The 17,945-nt window shown below is 68.2% G+C and carries 13 protein-coding genes; all 13 read left to right on the top strand.

Features of this window, described 5'->3' with window-relative positions; all coding sequences use genetic code 11:
- The first annotated feature begins 53 nt into the window (after positions 1-53).
- The gene (locus tag AQ610_RS28070; protein WP_004530039.1) at positions 54-581 is read left to right on the top strand and encodes an Hcp family type VI secretion system effector; all 528 of its coding nucleotides are present in this window, start codon (positions 54-56) and stop codon (positions 579-581) included.
- 78 nt (positions 582-659) lie between these two features.
- A complete protein-coding gene (locus AQ610_RS28065) occupies positions 660-1,091 on the top strand; it encodes a GPW/gp25 family protein (protein WP_006029763.1) in 432 nt (143 codons plus the stop codon).
- 13 nt (positions 1,092-1,104) lie between these two features.
- Positions 1,105-2,964: a type VI secretion system baseplate subunit TssF gene (tssF, locus tag AQ610_RS28060; protein WP_006029762.1), complete on the top strand. Its 1,860-nt coding sequence runs from the start codon at positions 1,105-1,107 to the stop codon at positions 2,962-2,964.
- On the top strand, positions 2,961-3,950 hold the full coding sequence (gene tssG / locus AQ610_RS28055; protein WP_006029761.1) for a type VI secretion system baseplate subunit TssG: 990 nt from the start codon (positions 2,961-2,963) through the stop codon (positions 3,948-3,950). Before tssF ends, tssG begins: the two co-directional genes overlap by 4 nt.
- 2 nt (positions 3,951-3,952) lie before the next feature.
- Positions 3,953-6,814, top strand: a complete 2,862-nt coding sequence (gene tssH, locus AQ610_RS28050) for a type VI secretion system ATPase TssH (protein ID WP_006029760.1) — start codon at positions 3,953-3,955, stop codon at positions 6,812-6,814.
- Positions 6,805-9,096 (top strand): type VI secretion system Vgr family protein, encoded by a 2,292-nt coding sequence (locus AQ610_RS28045; protein ID WP_059213604.1) that lies wholly within the window; start codon positions 6,805-6,807, stop codon positions 9,094-9,096. The genes tssH and AQ610_RS28045 overlap by 10 nt, the downstream gene beginning before the upstream one ends.
- Before the next feature lie 114 nt (positions 9,097-9,210).
- Positions 9,211-11,502 (top strand): type VI secretion system Vgr family protein, encoded by a 2,292-nt coding sequence (locus AQ610_RS28040; RefSeq protein ID WP_043283395.1) that lies wholly within the window; start codon positions 9,211-9,213, stop codon positions 11,500-11,502.
- A 3-nt stretch (positions 11,503-11,505) separates the two neighbouring features.
- Entirely contained in the window at positions 11,506-13,722 is a 2,217-nt protein-coding gene (locus AQ610_RS28035; RefSeq protein ID WP_009914458.1) for a DUF2169 family type VI secretion system accessory protein, read from the top strand.
- Positions 13,722-14,792, top strand: coding sequence for a pentapeptide repeat-containing protein (locus AQ610_RS28030; protein WP_009914460.1), 1,071 nt, complete (start codon positions 13,722-13,724; stop codon positions 14,790-14,792). The genes AQ610_RS28035 and AQ610_RS28030 overlap by 1 nt, the downstream gene beginning before the upstream one ends.
- Positions 14,793-14,794: 2 nt before the next feature.
- On the top strand, positions 14,795-15,493 hold the full coding sequence (locus AQ610_RS28025; RefSeq protein ID WP_015602799.1) for a DUF3540 domain-containing protein: 699 nt from the start codon (positions 14,795-14,797) through the stop codon (positions 15,491-15,493).
- Positions 15,494-15,529: 36 nt separating this feature from the next.
- Positions 15,530-15,919 (top strand): DUF4150 domain-containing protein, encoded by a 390-nt coding sequence (locus AQ610_RS28020; protein ID WP_009914464.1) that lies wholly within the window; start codon positions 15,530-15,532, stop codon positions 15,917-15,919.
- A 5-nt stretch (positions 15,920-15,924) separates the two neighbouring features.
- Positions 15,925-16,518, top strand: coding sequence for a type VI secretion system lipoprotein TssJ (tssJ, locus tag AQ610_RS28015; protein WP_009914465.1), 594 nt, complete (start codon positions 15,925-15,927; stop codon positions 16,516-16,518).
- Positions 16,515-17,876 carry a type VI secretion system baseplate subunit TssK gene (tssK, locus tag AQ610_RS28010; protein WP_009914466.1) on the top strand — a complete coding sequence of 454 codons (1,362 nt, stop codon included), beginning with the start codon at positions 16,515-16,517 and terminating at the stop codon, positions 17,874-17,876. The genes tssJ and tssK overlap by 4 nt, the downstream gene beginning before the upstream one ends.
- Positions 17,877-17,945: the final 69 nt, after the last annotated feature.

The raw sequence follows: 17,945 nt of genomic DNA, 5'->3' as shown, positions 1-17,945 counted from the left end.
CAACAGCGGTCTTTTCGATATGGTCTTGTTATAACTAATTAGGAGTTCATAGCATGGCAAATGCGTTGGTTGATTACTTCTTGCAGATCGATGGCGTCGAGGGCGAGTCGACCGATCAGCAATACCCCGGCCTGATCCAGATTCAGAGCTGGCAGTGGGCGGAAGAGAACTCCGGCCGTTGGGGCTTCGGCAGCGGCGGCGGCGCAGGCAAGGTCGAGATGAAGGACTTCGAGTTCCGCATGGTGTCGAACAAGGCTTCGCCGAAGCTGTTCCTGATGTGTGCGACGGGCGAGCACATTCAGAACGCGAAGCTGATCTGCCGCAAGTCGGGCAAGGGCCAGCAGGAATTCCTGACGATCTCGTTCGCGAGCGGCCTCGTGTCGTCGTTCCGCACGCTCGGCAACATGCCGATTTCGCAGCTCGGCCACGCCAGCGGCGAAGTCGACGGCGTGCTGCCGACCGACCAGATCCGGATCAACTTCGCCCAGATCGAGTTCGAGTACCGCGAGCAGCGCAACGACGGCACGATGGGCGCGGTGATCAAGGCCGGATACGACCTCAAGCAGAACGCCCCGATCTAACCCGCCGGAAGGTTCTGGTTTCCAGGCTAACCTTGGGCAGTGTTGTGGCCTCGCGCCACAACACTCGGGAACACGCACATGAGCGATCTTCAACTCTACAACAAGCTGTCGAGACGGATTCGTCGCCATTCGCTTCAAGAGGTCGTCGCCGATCACCTGGTCGACCTGATGAATCACGCGATCCGCGGCGCGCGCATGCGTATCGCGGACGACAGCCCGGCGGCGCATTCGGTGTTGAACTTCGGCTGTCCGCCGATGCAGACGGCCGGCGCGACGAAGATCAATCCGGCTCATGCGGCCGCGCACATCTGCGAGGTGATTCGTCGCTTCGAGCCGCGCGTGGATCCCGTCGCCACGACGGTCAAGCCTCGGACCGAGAGCCGCAAGCGTCTCGCGCAGACGATCTATTTCGATGTGTCGATGAAGGCGCGCGAAGACGGAGCCGAGCTCAGGGCGAGCCTCGCGCTCGATTACCTGAGCGGCTATTTCAGCCTGGCGGACGACCGATGAGCGGCGAACGGCGATGAATTTCCTCGATCACTACAACGACGAATTGCGCCAACTGCGCGATGCGGGCGCGCGCTTCTCCAAGGAGCACCCGCAGGTTGCGTCAGCGCTCGGGCTGCATCCCGATGCGGTTACTGATCCGTTCGTCGAGCGGCTGCTCGAGGGCGTCGCGTATCTGTCGGCGCGCGTGCAGAAGCGGCTCGATCGCGAGTGCGCGGAGTTCGCGCAGCAGGCGCTCGGGCGCATCTGTCCGCTCTATATGGCGTCGACGCCCGCGATCTCGACGTTCGCGTTCCATCCGGATCTCGGCTCGCCTGACGCGTTTCGCGGCAACACGCTGCCGCGCGGCTCGCTCGTTGCCGCGCACCTGCCGGGCCGCAAGCTGCCGGTGATGTTCTCGACCGCGCGCGACGTCACGCTGCTGCCGCTGCGCATCGCGTCGGTCGAGTGCAGCCGCAGCGTCACCGGGCTGCCGGCGCTGCTCGCGCAGCGGCTTGCGTCGTCGCACGCGGTGCTGCGCTTCAGGTTCGAGGTCGAGGGCGGCTCGTCGATCGCGGAGCTCTCACGCGAGGATGACGGATTCAAGCCGCTGCACCTGAGCCTCGCGGGCGATCTGCCGCGCGCGTATGCGCTGCATCGCGCGATGCTCGCCGACACGACCGCGTGGTACGCGCTCGTGTCGACGAACCGCGGCGACGAGGTGTTGACGCTGCCGATGTCGGGCATCCGGCTGTCCGGCGTCGACGACGCGGAGGCGCTGCTGCCGGAGGAGTTCGGCGGGTTGCCCGGCCTGCGGCTGTTGCGCGAGTACTTCGCGCAGCCGACGCGTCTGCTCGGCGTCTACGTCGACGCACTGGCGGAGATCGCCGCGAAGGCGCCGTCCGCGCGCGCGTTCGAGCTGTTCTTCGCGTTGCGCGCCGCGCCGGGCGATCTGGTCGGCGACGTCGACGCGAGCCAGTTTCGCCTGTTCGCGACGCCGGCGATCAATCTGTATTCCAAACGTTTCGATCCGGTGCCGTATGACGCGAATCAGCCCGAGCAGTGGATTCCCGTCGACCGGATGCGGCCCGCCGCGCATCACCTGTGGGCGCTGACCGAGGTGTTCGTGTGCGAGACCAACGGCCGCGCGCATCGCGCGCGCTCAGTGCTCGAGACGGCGGGCTACGAAGGGCATGAAGGCTCGATCCGCTACGGCATGCGGCGCGAGGACGCGCTGCTTGTCGACGGCGTGCGGCGTGATCGGTTCGATCCGCTCGCAAGCCACGACCTGATCGCCGTCTCGATGGTCGACGACACGCTCGCCCCGGACGACGTCGCGACGATCACGGGCCGCGCGCTCGTGGCCGATCGCGACTGGCGTCCGAGCGGGCTGCTCGACGCCGAGCTGCAACTGCTCGATCCGACGGCGGTGAAGCGCATCGAGTGCCTGTGGCCGGCGAGCGCGCCGCGCGGCAAGCCGAGCATCGACGCGTGCTGGGAGGCCGTGTCGCACGTCGGCCGCAATCCGCTCGCGCTGCGCGCACCGCAGCAGGACGTGACGGCGCGCATCGTCGAGCAGTTGCTGCTCGCGATCGACAAGGACGACGCGCTCGACCGTCAGCGGCTCGAGAGCCTGCGCTCGGTCCTGCTGCGCTCGCGCTTCGTCGCGGCGGGCCGCGCGACGCCGACCGCGCTCGTGCGCGCGACGCAGGTCGAGATCGACATCGCCGAATCGCTGCACGCGGATCGCGGCGGCTGGCTGTTCGGGCGGCTGCTCGCGCACGCGCTCGCCGAGGCCGCGACGCTCAACGACGGCATCGAGATCGTCGTGCGGCTCGACGGCGAAGCGGCGAGCACGCACACGAACGTCGCGTCGCGCGACGGGAGGCTCGCATGACGACGCTCGAGCGCGTGACCCAGGCGCTGACGCCGCGCCGCACGTTCTTCGAGCTGATGCGGCGGGTCGAAGCGCTGCAGCGCAGGCACGACAAGCGCTCGGCGCGCAGGCGCCGGATGCCGAAGTGGCTGCGCATCGAGCAGCCGGCGGGGATGCATTTCGCGAGCACGGAAGTCGAGCGCGTGCACGTGGCGCTCGCGCGTTTCATCGAGGACGACGACCACCCGCAGGTCACGGTGGCCCAGCGTCACTTCGGGCTGTTCGCGCCGTACGGGCCGCTGCCATTGCACGTGACCGAGCACGCGATGCAGGAGAAGCGCTTCGAGCGCAACGCGGCGTTCGAGCGCTTCGTCAACGTCGCGTGCGGCGACCTCGCATGGCTGCATTACTCGGCGTGGTCGTCGATGCATCCGGTGCTCGGCTACGAGCGCGCGCGCAATCCGTTCGTCGAGCGCGTGACGGCGCTCGCCGATGCGCGTCGCGCGCAGCAGGGCGACGGCGAGCCGTTCGAGCAGCACGCGCTCGCATGCCGGCGCGCGTTTCCGGGCATCTACTGCGCGCCGCGCCGCTCGCTCGCCGATCTGCAGCGGCTGCTGTGCGCGTACTTCGGCGTCGCGCTGCGGGTCGTGCCGCGCCACGGCCGCTGGGTGCCGGTGCCGGCCGCGCCGAGCCGCGCGCGGCGGCTCGGCGGATGGCGGCTCGGCGCGCGGATCTGGGATGTGCAGCACTCGGTCGAGATCGTCGTCGGTCCGATCGAGGCCGACGAGTTCTACCGGTGGCAACGCCGCGCGGCCGCCGTGATGGCGCTGTCCGCGGTCGTGACGGATTTCGTCGACGGACGAATTTACCCCGTCATCAAGGTTCAGGTGTGGACGCGCCCTGAGCTCGCAGGAAGGGTTGGGTGCATGCGCGTCGGCGTCGACGCGTGGTCACGGCCGAATCGGGCGCTGCGCACCTTGACTGTCTTTGAATCTTTTCGGGACTAGACGTGAATCGCGAACGCATATTCAACTGTCTCGGCCGCACGACCTATGCGGCCCTCGTCGATGCGACGGCGCTAGGCCGATCCCGTCGGCACGCCTTCATCGATCTCGATCACTGGGCGCTGTGCCTGCTGCAGCGCGAGCAGAGCGATCTCGCCCGGCTGTTCGAGCAGTTCGGCAGCGATGTCGGCGAAGCGAAGCGCCGGATGGAGAAGGCGCTCGACGGCTTCGACGTCAGCGGCGACTCGCTGCGCGACATCTCCAGCTCGCTCGAGCGCAGCGTCGGGCCGGCCGTCATCTGGAGCCAGATCGCGGCGCGTGCGGCCAAGGTGCGCTCCGGCCACCTGCTGCTCGCGTGGCTCGACGAGGATCTGACGCGCCGCTGGCTGCAGCAGCGCGTGCCGAGCGGCATCACGTCGGTCGCGCTCGACGAAGTGGTGAAGCGCTACGAGGCGCTCGCGGCCGGCTGGCCGGAGACCGACGAAGCGCCCGCCGCGGCCGGCGGCGGCGCGCTCGGCGAGCATGCGGGCGAAGCCGGCGCCGAAGGCGCGAGCGACGCGCTCGCGAAATGGGCGACGTGCGTGACCGAGCAGGCCGCGCGCGGCGAGCTCGATCCCGTCGTCGGCCGCGACGACGAATTGCGCACGGTGATCGACATCCTGTCGCGCCGCCGGCAGAACAACCCGATCCTCGTCGGTGAGGCGGGCGTCGGCAAGACGGCCGTCGTCGAGGCGCTCGCGCAGAAGATCCATGCGGGCGCAGTGCCGCCGGGCCTTATCGGCGCGCAGGTGTGGGCGCTCGATCTCGCGCGGATGCAGGCGGGCGCGGGCGTGCGCGGCGAGTTCGAGCAGCGGCTGAAATCGCTGATCGACGCGGTGATTGCGTCGCCCGCTCCGATCATCCTGTTCTGCGACGAGACGCACACGCTGATCGGCGCGGGCGGCGCGGCCGGCACGGGCGACGCGGCGAACCTGATCAAGCCGATGCTCGCGCGCGGCCAACTGCGGATGGTCGCCGCGACGACGTGGTCCGAATACAAGCAGTACATCGAGCCGGACGCCGCGCTCGTGCGGCGCTTCCAGGCGGTTCCCGTCGACGAGCCGGGCGACGACGCGGCGGTCGACATGCTGCGCACGATCGCGCCGCGCTTCGCCGCGCATCACGGCGTGCGCATCGTCGATTCGGCGCTGCGCGGTGCGGTCGAGCTGTCGCGCCGCTATCTGCCCGCGCGGCAACTGCCGGACAAGGCGATCAGTCTGCTCGACACCGCGTGCGCGCGCGTTGCGATGAGCCAGAACTGCGCGCCCGCCGAGCTCGAGCGCTTGCAGCATCAGGCGTTCGCGATCGGCCAGACGCTCGATTGGCGCGCGAGCGACCGCCGGATGGGCGTGCGCACGCCGGGCGACGAAGCCGAGCTCGAAGGCCGCCGCGCGAGCCTCGTGCAGCAGGCGTCGACGCTCGAGACGGTGGTCGGCGCGCAGCGCGACGAAGTGCGTTCGTGGCTCGCGCGCCTGAACGACGAAACGCATGTGTCGGCCGATAGCGACGGCGACGGCGACGGCGATTCGTTCGCCGCGCGCATCGGCGCGAATCGCTGGGTGCGTCCGTGGGTCGACGAGCACGTCGTGTCGGAGGTGCTCGCCGAATGGACGGGCGTGCCCGTCGCGCAGCTCGCGCAGGACGACGCGCAGCGCGTCGTCGAGCTCGAGGGCGCGCTGAACGCGGGCATCCACGGGCAGACGGGCGCGATGCGCTCGATCGCGCAGGCGCTGCAGGTGTCGCACTCGGGGCTCAACGATCCGCGCCGGCCGCTCGGCGTGATGCTGCTCGCCGGCCCGACCGGCACCGGCAAGAGCCAGGCGGCCGCGAAGCTCGCCGAGCTGTTGTTCGGCGGCGAGCGCAACCTGTTGCAGTTCAACATGAACGAATTCCAGGAAGCGCACACGGTGTCCACGCTCAAGGGCGCGCCGCCCGGATACGTCGGCTACGGCAAGGGCGGGCGCCTGACCGAGGCGGTGCGCAAGAAGCCGTATAGCGTGCTGCTGCTCGACGAATTCGATCGCGCGCATCCGGACATTCATGAGGTGTTCTATCAAGTCTTCGATCAGGGCTGGATGGAGGACGGCGAAGGCCGCCGAATCAGCTTCCGTAACTGCCTGATCCTGCTGACGAGCAATCTCGGCGACGTCGAGATCGAAGCGGCGTGCAAAGCCGATCCGCGGATTTCGCAGGCGAAGCTCGACAAGCTCGTCGGCGAGCGGCTGCAAGGGCGCTTCTCGCCCGCGCTGCTCGCGCGGATCCAGCTCGTCGCGTTCCGTCCGCTCGACGTCGACGCACTGACCGGCGTCGCGACGCAGGCGCTCGACGAGCTTGGCGAGCGCCTGGCCGAGAACGATCTGCAATGGCGCGCGGACGAAGGCGTCGCGTCGTGGGTCGCGCACGCGGTGTCGCAGCATCCGGCGAACGGCCGCGCGGTGCGCGACCTGCTGCGCCAGCACGTGATGCCGGCCGTCGCGCGCGGCGTGCTCGCCGCGCGGGCGGAAGGGCGTGCGTTGAAGACGGTGCGGCTCGCCGCGCACGAGAAGCTGTCGCTCGTGTTCGACGAGGACGCGTGGGAGCTGAGCGGCACGGATGCCGCGGCGCTCGGCGAGCAGGCGGATGCGGCGTCGCGCGAGGCGGCGGCCGCTGCAGCGCAAGCACGCGACGCGCACGAAGATGCGCATGGCGCCCCCGAGTCGCATGACGCGCATGAAGCGATCGGCGGCGCGCGTGCCGATGCGGGCGACGAACCTCAGGCCGACGCGCATCGGTCCGACGAAACGACCTCGGCGAACGCCGGCACGACGGGAGAACCGTCATGCGTCTGATCGAATTGCGTAGTTCCCTGCTGGACCCGGACGCGGTGGCGCTGAGCTTCGTGGTGCACGAGAGCCTGTCGCAGGAGCCGTCGTATCAGCTCGACCTGCTGAGCCACGACCCGGATCTGGATTTCGACGCGCTGCTCGGCTCGACGCTGTCGGTGGACATCGATCTGGGCGGAGGCGATGTGCGCACGTTCAACACGCACGTGTTCGGCGGTTACGACACGGGGCAGATGAGCGGGCAGTACACGTACACGCTGGAGCTGAGGAACTGGCTGTCGTTTCTCGCGGAGAACCGCAACAGCCGGATCTTCCAGAACGTGAGCGTGCCGCAGATCGTCGAGCAGGTGTTTCAGGGGCACCAGCGCAACGGTTATCGGTTCGAGCTGGAAGGCGCGTACGAGCCGCGCGAGTACTGCGTGCAGTTCCAGGAAACGGATCTGAACTTCGTGAAGCGGTTGCTGGAGGACGAAGGGATCTATTTCCGGGTCGAGCACGAGCAGGACCGTCACGTTGTCGTGATCTCGGATACGCAGCGGTTCGAGGATCTGCCGCTGCCGAACGATGAGCTCGAATACTTGCCGGACGGCGAGGAATCGCGAGCGATCCAGGGGCGCGAAGGCGTGCAGCGGTTGCAGCGCACGCGGCGGATCAAGTCGAACAACGTTGCGCTGCGCGACTTCGACTATCACGCGCCGTCGAACAAGCTCGATAGCGATGCGCGGCAGGAGTCGCCGCCGAATCTCGAGGGGATTCCGCTCGAATACTACGACTACGCCACGGGCTATCGGGAGCCGGAGCAGGGCGAGCGTCTCGCGCGCCTGCGGCTCGAAGCGCTTCAGGCGGAATCGCACACGCTGGTGGGCGAGGCGAACGCGCGCGCGCTGGCGACGGGCCGGGCGTTCACGCTGATCGGGCATCCGGCGCTGGGCCGCAATCGGCGGTACTACGTGACGAACAGCGAGCTGACATTCATTCAGGACGGACCGGATAGTACGTCGCAGGGGCGCAACGTCGCGGTCAAGTTCCGCGCGCTCGCCGACGATCAGCCGTATCGGCCGCTGTTGACGACGCCGCGCCCCGAAGTGCCGGGCATCCAGAGCGCGACGGTGGTGGGGCCGGAGATGTCGGAGGTGCATACCGACAAGCTCGGGCGCATCCGCGTGCACTTCCATTGGGACCGCTACAAGACGACCGAGGCCGATGCGTCGTGCTGGATTCGCGTGTCGCAGGCATGGGCGGGCAAGGGCTGGGGCGTGATCGCGATGCCGCGGGTCGGGCAGGAAGTGCTCGTCACGTATGTCGACGGCGATCTCGACCGGCCGCTCGTGACGGGCATCGTCTACAACGGCGAAAACCCGACGCCATACGACTTGCCGAAGGACATCCGCTACACGGGCCTCGTGTCGCGCTCGATCAAGCGCGCGGGCGGCTTCCAGAACGCAAGCCAGATCACGTTCGACGACCAGCGCGGCGCGGAGCGCGTGATGATCCATGCGGAGCGCGACATGCAGCAGACGGTCGAGCGCAACAGCTCGACGTCGATCGCGCAGGACCTGAACCTGTCGGTGAAGGGGACGTCGACGTCGGTCGTCGGGATCTCGGTCAGCTTCACCGGAATCTCGGTGTCGTACACGGGGCTGTCGGTGAGCTTCACCGGCGTATCGGCGAGCTTCACCGGCCTGAGCACGTCGTTTACCGGCGTGAGCACGAGCTTCACCGGCGTGTCGACGTCGTTCACCGGCGTCGACACGAGCTTCAAGGGCGTATCGACTTCGTTCACCGGCGTCGACACGAGCTTCAAGGGCGTATCGACTTCGCTTACCGGCGTGAGCACGAGCATCACCGGTTCCAGCAATTCGGTGACGGGCGTGTCGAACAGCATGACGGGCATCTCGTCGTCGTGGACCGACGTCAGCATGTCGACGACCGGCCAGTCGCAGAGCATCACCGGCGTGTCGCTGTCGTACACGGGCACGTCGAACAGCATGACGGGTACGAGCACGTCGGTGACGGGCACCTCGACGAGCATCACCGGCACGTCGATGTCGAACACCGGCAGCTCGACGAGCATCACGGGCACGTCGATGTCGACGACGGGCAGCTCGACGAGCGTCACCGGGTCGAGCGTGTCGACGACGGGCAGCTCGGTCAGCACGACAGGATCGAGCGTATCGACGACGGGCAGCAGCGTGTCGACGACAGGCTTCAGCTTCTCGTACACCGGCGTCAGCTATTCGGATACCGGCATCGACCTGAAGAAGGTCGGCATGCAAGTGAAGAGTTGATCCTATGAGCGATATTCATTCACAAGCGGTTGCTTCGGTCGCGTCGCCTGACGGGAACGGCTCGCTGCGCGCGGCGTTTGCATCCGCGGATGCCGGGACGATCGGAGGGTGGCCATGCGTCTGATCGAACTGCGTAGTCCCCTGCTGGACCCGGACGCGGTGGCGCTGAGCTTCGTGGTGCACGAGAGCCTGTCGCAGGAGCCGTCGTATCAGCTCGACCTGCTGAGCCACGACCCGGATCTGGATTTCGACGCGCTGCTCGGCTCGACGCTGTCGGCGGACATCGATCTGGGCGGAGGCGATGTGCGCACGTTCAACACGCACGTGTTCGGCGGTTACGACACGGGGCAGATGAGCGGGCAGTACACGTACACGCTGGAGCTGAGGAGCTGGCTGTCGTTTCTCGCGGAGAACCGCAACAGCCGGATCTTCCAGAACGTGAGCGTGCCGCAGATCGTCGAGCAGGTGTTTCAGGGGCACCAGCGCAACGGTTATCGGTTCGAGCTGGAAGGCGCGTACGAGCCGCGCGAGTACTGCGTGCAGTTCCAGGAAACGGATCTGAACTTCGTGAAGCGGTTGCTGGAGGACGAAGGGATCTATTTCCGGGTCGAGCACGAGCAGGACCGTCACGTCGTCGTGATCTCGGATACGCAGCGGTTCGAGGATCTGCCGCTGCCGAACGATGAGCTCGAATACTTGCCGGACGGCGAGGAATCGCGAGCGATCCAGGGGCGCGAAGGCGTGCAGCGGTTGCAGCGCACGCGGCGGATCAAGTCGAACAACGTTGCGCTGCGCGACTTCGACTATCACGCGCCGTCGAACAAGCTCGATAGCGATGCGCGGCAGGAGTCGCCGCCGAATCTCGAGGGGATTCCGCTCGAATACTACGACTACGCCACGGGCTATCGGGAGCCGGAGCAGGGCGAGCGTCTCGCGCGCCTGCGGCTCGAAGCGCTTCAGGCGGGATCGCACACGCTGGTGGGCGAGGCGAACGCGCGCGCGCTGGCGACGGGCCGGGCGTTCACGCTGATCGGGCATCCGGCGCTGGGCCGCAATCGGCGGTACTACGTGACGAACAGCGAGCTGACGTTCATTCAGGACGGACCGGATAGTACGTCGCAGGGGCGCAACGTCGCGGTCAAGTTCCGCGCGCTCGCCGATGATCAGCCGTTCCGGCCGCTGCTCGTCACCAGGCGGCCGCGCGTGTCGGGTCTCCAGAGCGCGACGGTGGTGGGGCCGGAGATGTCGGAGGTGCATACCGACAAGCTCGGGCGCATCCGTGTGCACTTCCATTGGGACCGCTACAAGACGACCGAGGCCGATGCGTCGTGCTGGATTCGCGTGTCGCAGGCATGGGCGGGCAAGGGCTGGGGCGTGATCGCGATGCCGCGGGTCGGGCAGGAAGTGATCGTCGTGTATGTCGATGGCGATCTCGACCGGCCGCTCGCGACGGGCATCGTCTACAACGGCGAAAACCCGACGCCATACGACTTGCCGAAGGACATCCGCTACACGGGCCTCGTCACGCGCTCGATCAAGCGCGCGGGCGGTTTTCCGAACGCTAGCCAACTGACGTTCGACGATCTGCGCGGCGCGGAGCGCGTGATGGTCCACGCGGAGCGCGACATGCAGCAGACGGTCGAGCGCAACAGCTCGACGTCGATCGCGCAGGACTTGAACCTGTCGGTGAAGGGGACGTCGACGTCGGTCGTCGGGATCTCGGTCAGCTTCACCGGAATCTCGGTGTCGTACACGGGGCTGTCGGTGAGCTTCACCGGCGTATCGGCGAGCTTCACCGGCCTGAGCACGTCGTTTACCGGCGTGAGCACGAGCTTCACCGGCGTGTCGACTTCGTTCACCGGCGTCGATACGAGCTTCACCGGCGTCTCGACCGGATTCAAGGGCGTCGACACGAGTTTCACCGGCGTCGCCACGTCGATGGTCGGCGTCGCGACGAGCATGACGGGCTCCAGCAATTCGGTGACGGGCGTGTCGAACAGCATGACGGGCATCTCGTCGTCGTGGACCGACGTCAGCATGTCGACGACCGGCCAGTCGCAGAGCATCACCGGCGTGTCGCTGTCGTACACGGGCACGTCGAACAGCATGACGGGCACGAGTACGTCGGTGACGGGCACCTCGACGAGCATCACCGGCACGTCGATGTCGAACACCGGCAGCTCGACGAGCATCACGGGCACGTCGACGTCGACGACAGGCAGCTCGGTGAGCACGACGGGCTCGAGCATGTCGGCCACCGGCAGCTCGGTGGGCACGACGGGTTCGAGCGTATCGACGACGGGAAGCAAGATGTCGGTCACCGGCTTCAGCTTCTCGTATACAGGGGCGAGCTACGAGGACGTGGGCGTCGATCTGAAAAAGCTCGGGATGCAGACGAAGAACTGACCTATGCGACATATCAAACCACAAGCGGCCCTCGTGGCCACGACCAATACGCAGATCGGCGCGCAGCCGATGCTCGGCATCAGCGTCGGGATGGGATTCCGGCTCGATCAGCCGTCGATCCTCGTGCACGAAGCGGCTGTCTGGGAGGCGCTGAAGGCGGCCGCGCCTTCGCTGCCGCTGTACGAGGCCGCGTTGCCGAAGCAGCGCGCCGAATGGCTGCTCGCCGGCCACTCGGTGCACGCGGTCGCGCCGCTCGCTCGCTCGCGGGACGTCGACTGGACCGCCTGGGTCGAGCTCGACGGCGTGCGCAAGATCGTTTCGTGCGCGGCGCAGTCGGGCGACGAGCATGCGCCGGGGGGCTACGCGCGCATCGCGATCGATCACCGGCACGCGGCGGCGGGCGGCGCGCAGGAAAACCCGTTCGGCATGGCGTCCGGCACGCCGCCGTTGCAGCAACTGAGCACGTTCGGCGTCGGCCCCGCGCCGCTCGCGGCGATGGGCGCGATCGGCAGCGACTGGCCGGAGCGCACGCAATGGATGCCGGCGCGGCCGGGCACGGTCGACGCGATGGCGCAGGACGGCACGCACATGGGCTGGCCCGCGGACGTCGATCTGCGCTTCTTCCAGCAGGCGGCGCCCGACCAGTGGGCGCGCGGCGAATGCTGGACGCCCGGCGCGCCTTTCGAGATGAGCGGCTTCGGGCCGCAGGGCGAGGGCTTCGCGGGCGAGCTGCCGCGCATTGCGCCGGTCGCGCTCGTGACGCGCAACGGCCGGCCGGGGATCGAGCGCCTGACGTTCAAGCAGCAGACGGCGTGGTTCCTGCCCGATCGCGGCATCGGCGTGCTGTGGTGGAATGGCGCGGTCGCGCTCGACTTCCTGCTCGACGACAGCCCGACGATGCTCGTCACCGCATTCAAGGACGACGCCGAGCGCATCGACGTCGGCGCGCTGATGAAGTTCGCCGATCAGCGCGCCGATCTGAACTGCACCGATCCGCTTCAGCAGGCGGATCACGAACTGATGCCTGCCGTTGCGAGGGGCTGGACCTGGGAGATGATCCTCGACACGGAAGACCACCCGCGTTTCGCCCCGGCGCCGCGCGGCTATGAAGAAGTCCGTGCGCGGGTCGAGCAGAACCGCCGCGAGCTGGCCGAGGCGCGCGACGCGAGCGAGCGGCTCTCGGCATTCGAGGAAGCGAACCGCAACGCGAAGCTGCCGGGCGCGCCGCGCGGAGGCGAGAACTGGCGCACGCGGCTGCGCCAGGCGAAGACGCCCGAGCTCGCGAACGTGACGATTCGCGACGCCGATCTGTCGTCGATGCGCTTCGACGGCTGGAAGTTCGACGACGTGCGCTTCGAGCGCTGCACGTTCGATCGCAGCGAGTGGGCGAACTGCCGGCTCAATCAGGTGCATGCGGTCGATTGCTCGTTCGCCGACGTGAAGATGAGCGACGGCTGGTGGAAGGGCGGCAAGCTCCAGCGCTGCAATCTCGAGCGCGGCGCGTGGCTGAACGTCGAGATCGAGCGGATCTCGCTCGACGAGTGCCGGCTCGACGATCTGAAGGTTGCGGGCGGATCGTGGTCGATGCTGGCGGTGCAGGGGCGCGGCGGCGTGCGCGGCGACGTTCAGGATGTCCAATGGAATTCGGTGTCGTGGTCCGAGGTGAGCGCGCCGGGGTGGACCTGGACGCGCGTGCGCGCCGACGATCTCGCGATCGTCGAGTGCGGGATGGCGGGCCTCGCGGTGTCGCAATGCACGCTCGCGAAGCCGAGCATCCTGCTGACCGACCTGTCCGCGAGCATCTGGCAGCGCAGCATGCTGACGTTCGCGGTGCTGTCGCACGGCACGTCGATCAACGGCGCGCGGCTCACCGATTGCGTGTTCAAGTCGTCGAGCCTGCAGGAGCTGCGCGCGGACCGCGTGCAAATCGACCACTGCTCGTTCATGCAACTGAACGCGCAGCACCTGCATGCGCAGCAGTCGCACTGGAGCCGCACGGTGCTCGACGGCGCGAACGTGATGCATGCGCAACTGACGGGCACGTCGTTCGACCGCTGCTCGCTGAAGGAGGCGATGTTCTATGGCGCAGACATGCGGCAGACGCGGATGCGCGACTGCAATCTCGTCCGGGTCCGCACGTCGTGGATCCATCCTCCGGAAGCGGGCGCGTGGCGAGGCAATCTGAACGCCGGCCAGCTCGACGTGCCGAGGAGGGCGTGATGAGCAAGATCCGCTCGGCGGTGCTGCCGCCGCCGCTACCCGAAATCGTCGAGGGGCAGCGCTACGCATCGCCGCAGCGGGGCGTCGCGCTCGCGGACACGCTGTTTGTCGATTGCCACTTCGAGCGCGTCGAATGGACCGGCTGCCGGCTGTCGAACCTGCGCTTCGTGAACTGCACGTTCGATGCGAACCGTTTCGATCGCTGCGAGCTCGTGAAGCTCTCTCACGAATCGAGCCGGATCCGCGCGGGCGCGTGGACGCAGAGCGCGCTGCAGCGCGTGACGTTCGACGAGTGTGAGATCGACGGCGGTACGTGGACGGGCTGCCTGCTGAAAGATGTCGTGTGCACGCAATCGAAGGGCGGCGCCTGGACGTTCGACGCCGTGCGCGGCGCGCACGTGTCGCTCGTCGCGGGCGACTACGCGGGCGTTACGCTGCGCGGCGGCCACTGGAGCGACACGTCGTGGATCGGCTGCCGGCTCGCCGATCTGCGGCTCGAATCGGTCGGGCTCGAGAACCTGATCGCCGGGCAAAGCGGCTGCGAGCGCGCGGTGCTCGTCGAATGCCGCGGGATCAACGTGCGCTGGATCGATTCGCGCATCGAACGGATGACCGTGCACGGCTGCGAGCTGAAGCAGGCCGCGTGGTCGCACAGCACATGGGCGACGGGCGAGATCCATGCGAGCCGGCTGCCGATCGCGAGCTTCGATCACGCGAGCGTCAACGGCCTGACCGTGACGAACAGCGAATTGCCGCAGGCGATCTTCGACAGCGCGAGCGTCGCGGACAGCGCGCTCCAGGGCTTGCGCGCGCCGCGCATCGCGTTGCGCGACGCATGGCTCACGCGCGTGAACCTGTCGGGCGCGCAATTGCAGCAGCTCGACGCGCGCGGCGCGCATCTGGAGCGCGTCGATCTGCGCGGCGCCGATTGCCGCGGCGGCAATCTGATCGGCCAGCTTCGCCACACGTGGGCGGCGGCCGATACGCGGGACGCGGTTTTCGAGGAAGCCACGAGCGCCGACGACCGGCTCTGGTGGCAGCGAGTGCAACCCGGAGCAAGAGGAGTTTGACGATGAGCATGCAGGAAATGGCTGTCGCGCACGACGCGCTTGCATACGAAGGCGACGACGATTCGGCGTCGCGTCGCGCGCTGACGCGAATCATGAAGGGCGGCGGGCGCGATGCCGATGCGAGCGCGCGTGCCGCGTCCGCGGACGTGCCGGCGCGCGAGTCGGCGCCGCCGGCGAACGCCGCCGCGACGACGGCGCTCGCGCGCATCGACGGCGAGCGCACGGCGGCGGACGAATGGCGCGTTGCGTTGCGCCCGGGCGTCGTGCTGCGCGCGAAGAAGGCGGTGAGCTGCGTCGTCGCGCCTCGGGCGGGCGACCTCGTGCAGATCTGCCGCGAAGGCGAGCGGTGCTGGGTGCTCGCGGTGCTCGAGCGCGGCGGCGCGAGCGATGAAGCGAACGACAGGACCAACGACGAGGTGACGCTGGATTTCGGCGACGCGCACGTCGCGCTTCGCGCGCGCGACGTGCGCGTCGAGGCGCGCGATCGTTTGTCGCTCGAGGCCGCGCAGCTCGCGAGCCGCGCGCAGGTAGTGACGCAGGCGGCGGCCGAGCGCCAGACGCACGTGAGCGGCACCGACGCGACGCACGCGGGCAGCACGGTCGTCCACACCGAGCGGCACATGGCGATGCACGCGAAGAGCGCGGCCGTCACGGCGGCGTCGCTCCTGAAGATCGACGCCGGCCAGATCCACATGGGCTGAGCGTCGCTCGCGCCCGGTTTCTAGAAGGAGGCAATCATGTTTGCAAATTGCTCTGCGGGAGGGATGGCGATCGCGCCGGGGAACGACGTCTGCAAGACGCCGCCCCTCGCGATTCCCATGCCGTACACGAACATCGCGAACAAGCCGGAGGCCGTGCCGAACGTGCCGAACATCCTGATCAACGGCGGGCCGGCTCACAACATGAACACGATCATTCCGGTCACGCACAGCGACGAGCCGGGATCGATGGGCGGCGTCGCGTCGGGCACCGTGTCGGGGCCGTCGCGGCACGCGAAAGGCTCGAGCAAGGTGATGATCCAGGGCGCGCCGGAGACGCGCCTCACGGACACCAACCTGCCGAACAACCAGAACACGGCCGGCTTTTCCGCCGTTCCGTCGCAGACGATCACGATGACACTCAGCTAAGCACCGTGCGTCGCAAGATGGGCCCCTTCAAATCATTTGCGGCGGCGCTCGCGCTCGGCATGCTCGCCGGCTGCTCGATGTTCTCGTCGTCGAAGCCGGAAGAGCCGCGGCAACTGCACGTGACGCTCGTCGGCGGCAACCGGCTGAACGTCGCGCCGACGGGCGAGCCGCGGCCGGTGCAGACGTGCGTGTACGTCGTGACCGCGGCCGACTGGCTGCCGACGCAGGGCGGCGACGATTCGTCGTGCGCGTCGCGCGGGCAGGACAGCACGGTCGTCGCCGACTCGCGCCACGTGGTCGCGCCGAACCAGGTGCTGCAGTTCTCGCTGAACCTGCCGCGCTCGGGTGACCTGTGGCTCGTCGCCGACGCCGACTACGCGCGCCGGCCGACGAACTACGGGCCGCTGCGCGTGCGCATCGAGGGCCGCGGATTGATTCACATGGCCGTCTGGCTCGACCGCGACGGCATCTACAACGCGTTGTTGCCGGGGCCTGTGCCCGTCGGCGGCGCGCTCGCCGCATCGGCGGTCCGCACCGACGAGCCGCCGCCCGAGCGCAGGACGAAAACCACCTATGGGACAAGGAGAAGCAGGCAATGAGCAGTCTGCCGGTAGGACCGGTCGCGTGGAGCGACGGCATGCTGATCGAGACGCAGCACTTCCAGCAGCTCGAGCGGCATCTCGCGCATCAGGCCGCGCTGCGGCTCGGTCAGACGTCGAATCACGGCTGGGGCTTCACGCTGCTCGATCTCGATCAGGACGGCCTCGGGCTCGGCAGGCTCGGGCTCCGCCACGCTCGCGGCGTGTTCCAGGACGGCACCGCGTTCTCGCTGCCGTCCGACGATCCGCTGCCGCCGCCGCTCGAGACCGAGTTCGCGCAGGCGGGCGACATCGCGTGCCTCGCGCTGCAGGCGGCGCGCACGGGCGGCCCGGAAATGGCGTTCGGCGACGTCGCGTCGGCGTCGCGCTATCGCGCGGTGTCGACCGAGGTGCCGGATCTCGCGGTCGGCCTCGACGCGCCCGGCACGCCGCGGCGCCTGACGATCGAGACCGGGCAGCTCGTCACGCGCCTTTGCTGGAAGTCGCAGTTGCGCTCCGACGAAGCCGCGCTGCCGATCGCGCGCGTGGCGGGCCGCAACGCGAGCCGCACCGTATCGCTCGACCCGCGCTTCATTCCGCCGCTCCTCGACACGCGCGCGCATCTCGTGCTGCGCTCGCTGATCGACGAGCTGCAGAGCACGCTGCGCGTGCGGCTCGCGAGCACGTCCGCGCAGCGCGTGCTGTCGACGGGCGGCGGCGTCGCCGATCTGATCGAGCTGCTGCTGCGCCAGGCGATCGCCGAGTACCGGATGCGCCTCGCGAACCTCGACGCGTTCGATCCGCTGCCGCCCGCGATGCTGTATCACGAGCTGGTCGGCCTGCTCGGGCGCCTGAGCGTGCTGCCGGGCGTCGACGAGGAGCTCGCCGACCGCGAGCTCGGCTACGACCACGACGATCTTCAGACGAGCTTCGAGCCGCTCGCGACGATGCTGCGCCAGGCGCTCGCGCGCGTGATCGAGACGCCGGTGCTGCCGCTGCGCTTCGAGGATCGCGGCGATCAGGTGCACATCTGCATCATCGACAAGCAGTGGAACCTGAAGAAACTGATTTTCGCGTTTTCGGCCGCGATGCCGGCGGAGAAGCTGCGGCAACTGTTGCCGCAGCAGGCGAAGCTGGGCGCCGTCGAGCAGATCCAGAAGCTCGTGGACCTGCAACTGCCGGGCGCGCGCCTGAACGCGCTGCCCAATCCCCCGCGCCAGATTCCCTACTACGCCCAAAGCACGTACTTCGAAGTGGAATCGACCGATCCGTTCTGGAAGCAGACCCTCGCCGGCTCGGCGATGGCGCTGCGCATCGTCGGCGATTTCCCCGATCTTCGCTTCGAAGCCTGGGGGCTGAGAGACGGCAAGGTGGCGTGAACCACGACATGAGACGCAATCTGCTATGAGCCTGCTACGAAATCTTTCCACTACGCTGCGCCGCGTATC

This window comes from Burkholderia humptydooensis (genome assembly GCF_001513745.1).
GTDB lineage: Bacteria > Pseudomonadota > Gammaproteobacteria > Burkholderiales > Burkholderiaceae > Burkholderia > Burkholderia humptydooensis.
This window is presented reverse-complemented; position numbering and strand designations above follow the sequence as displayed.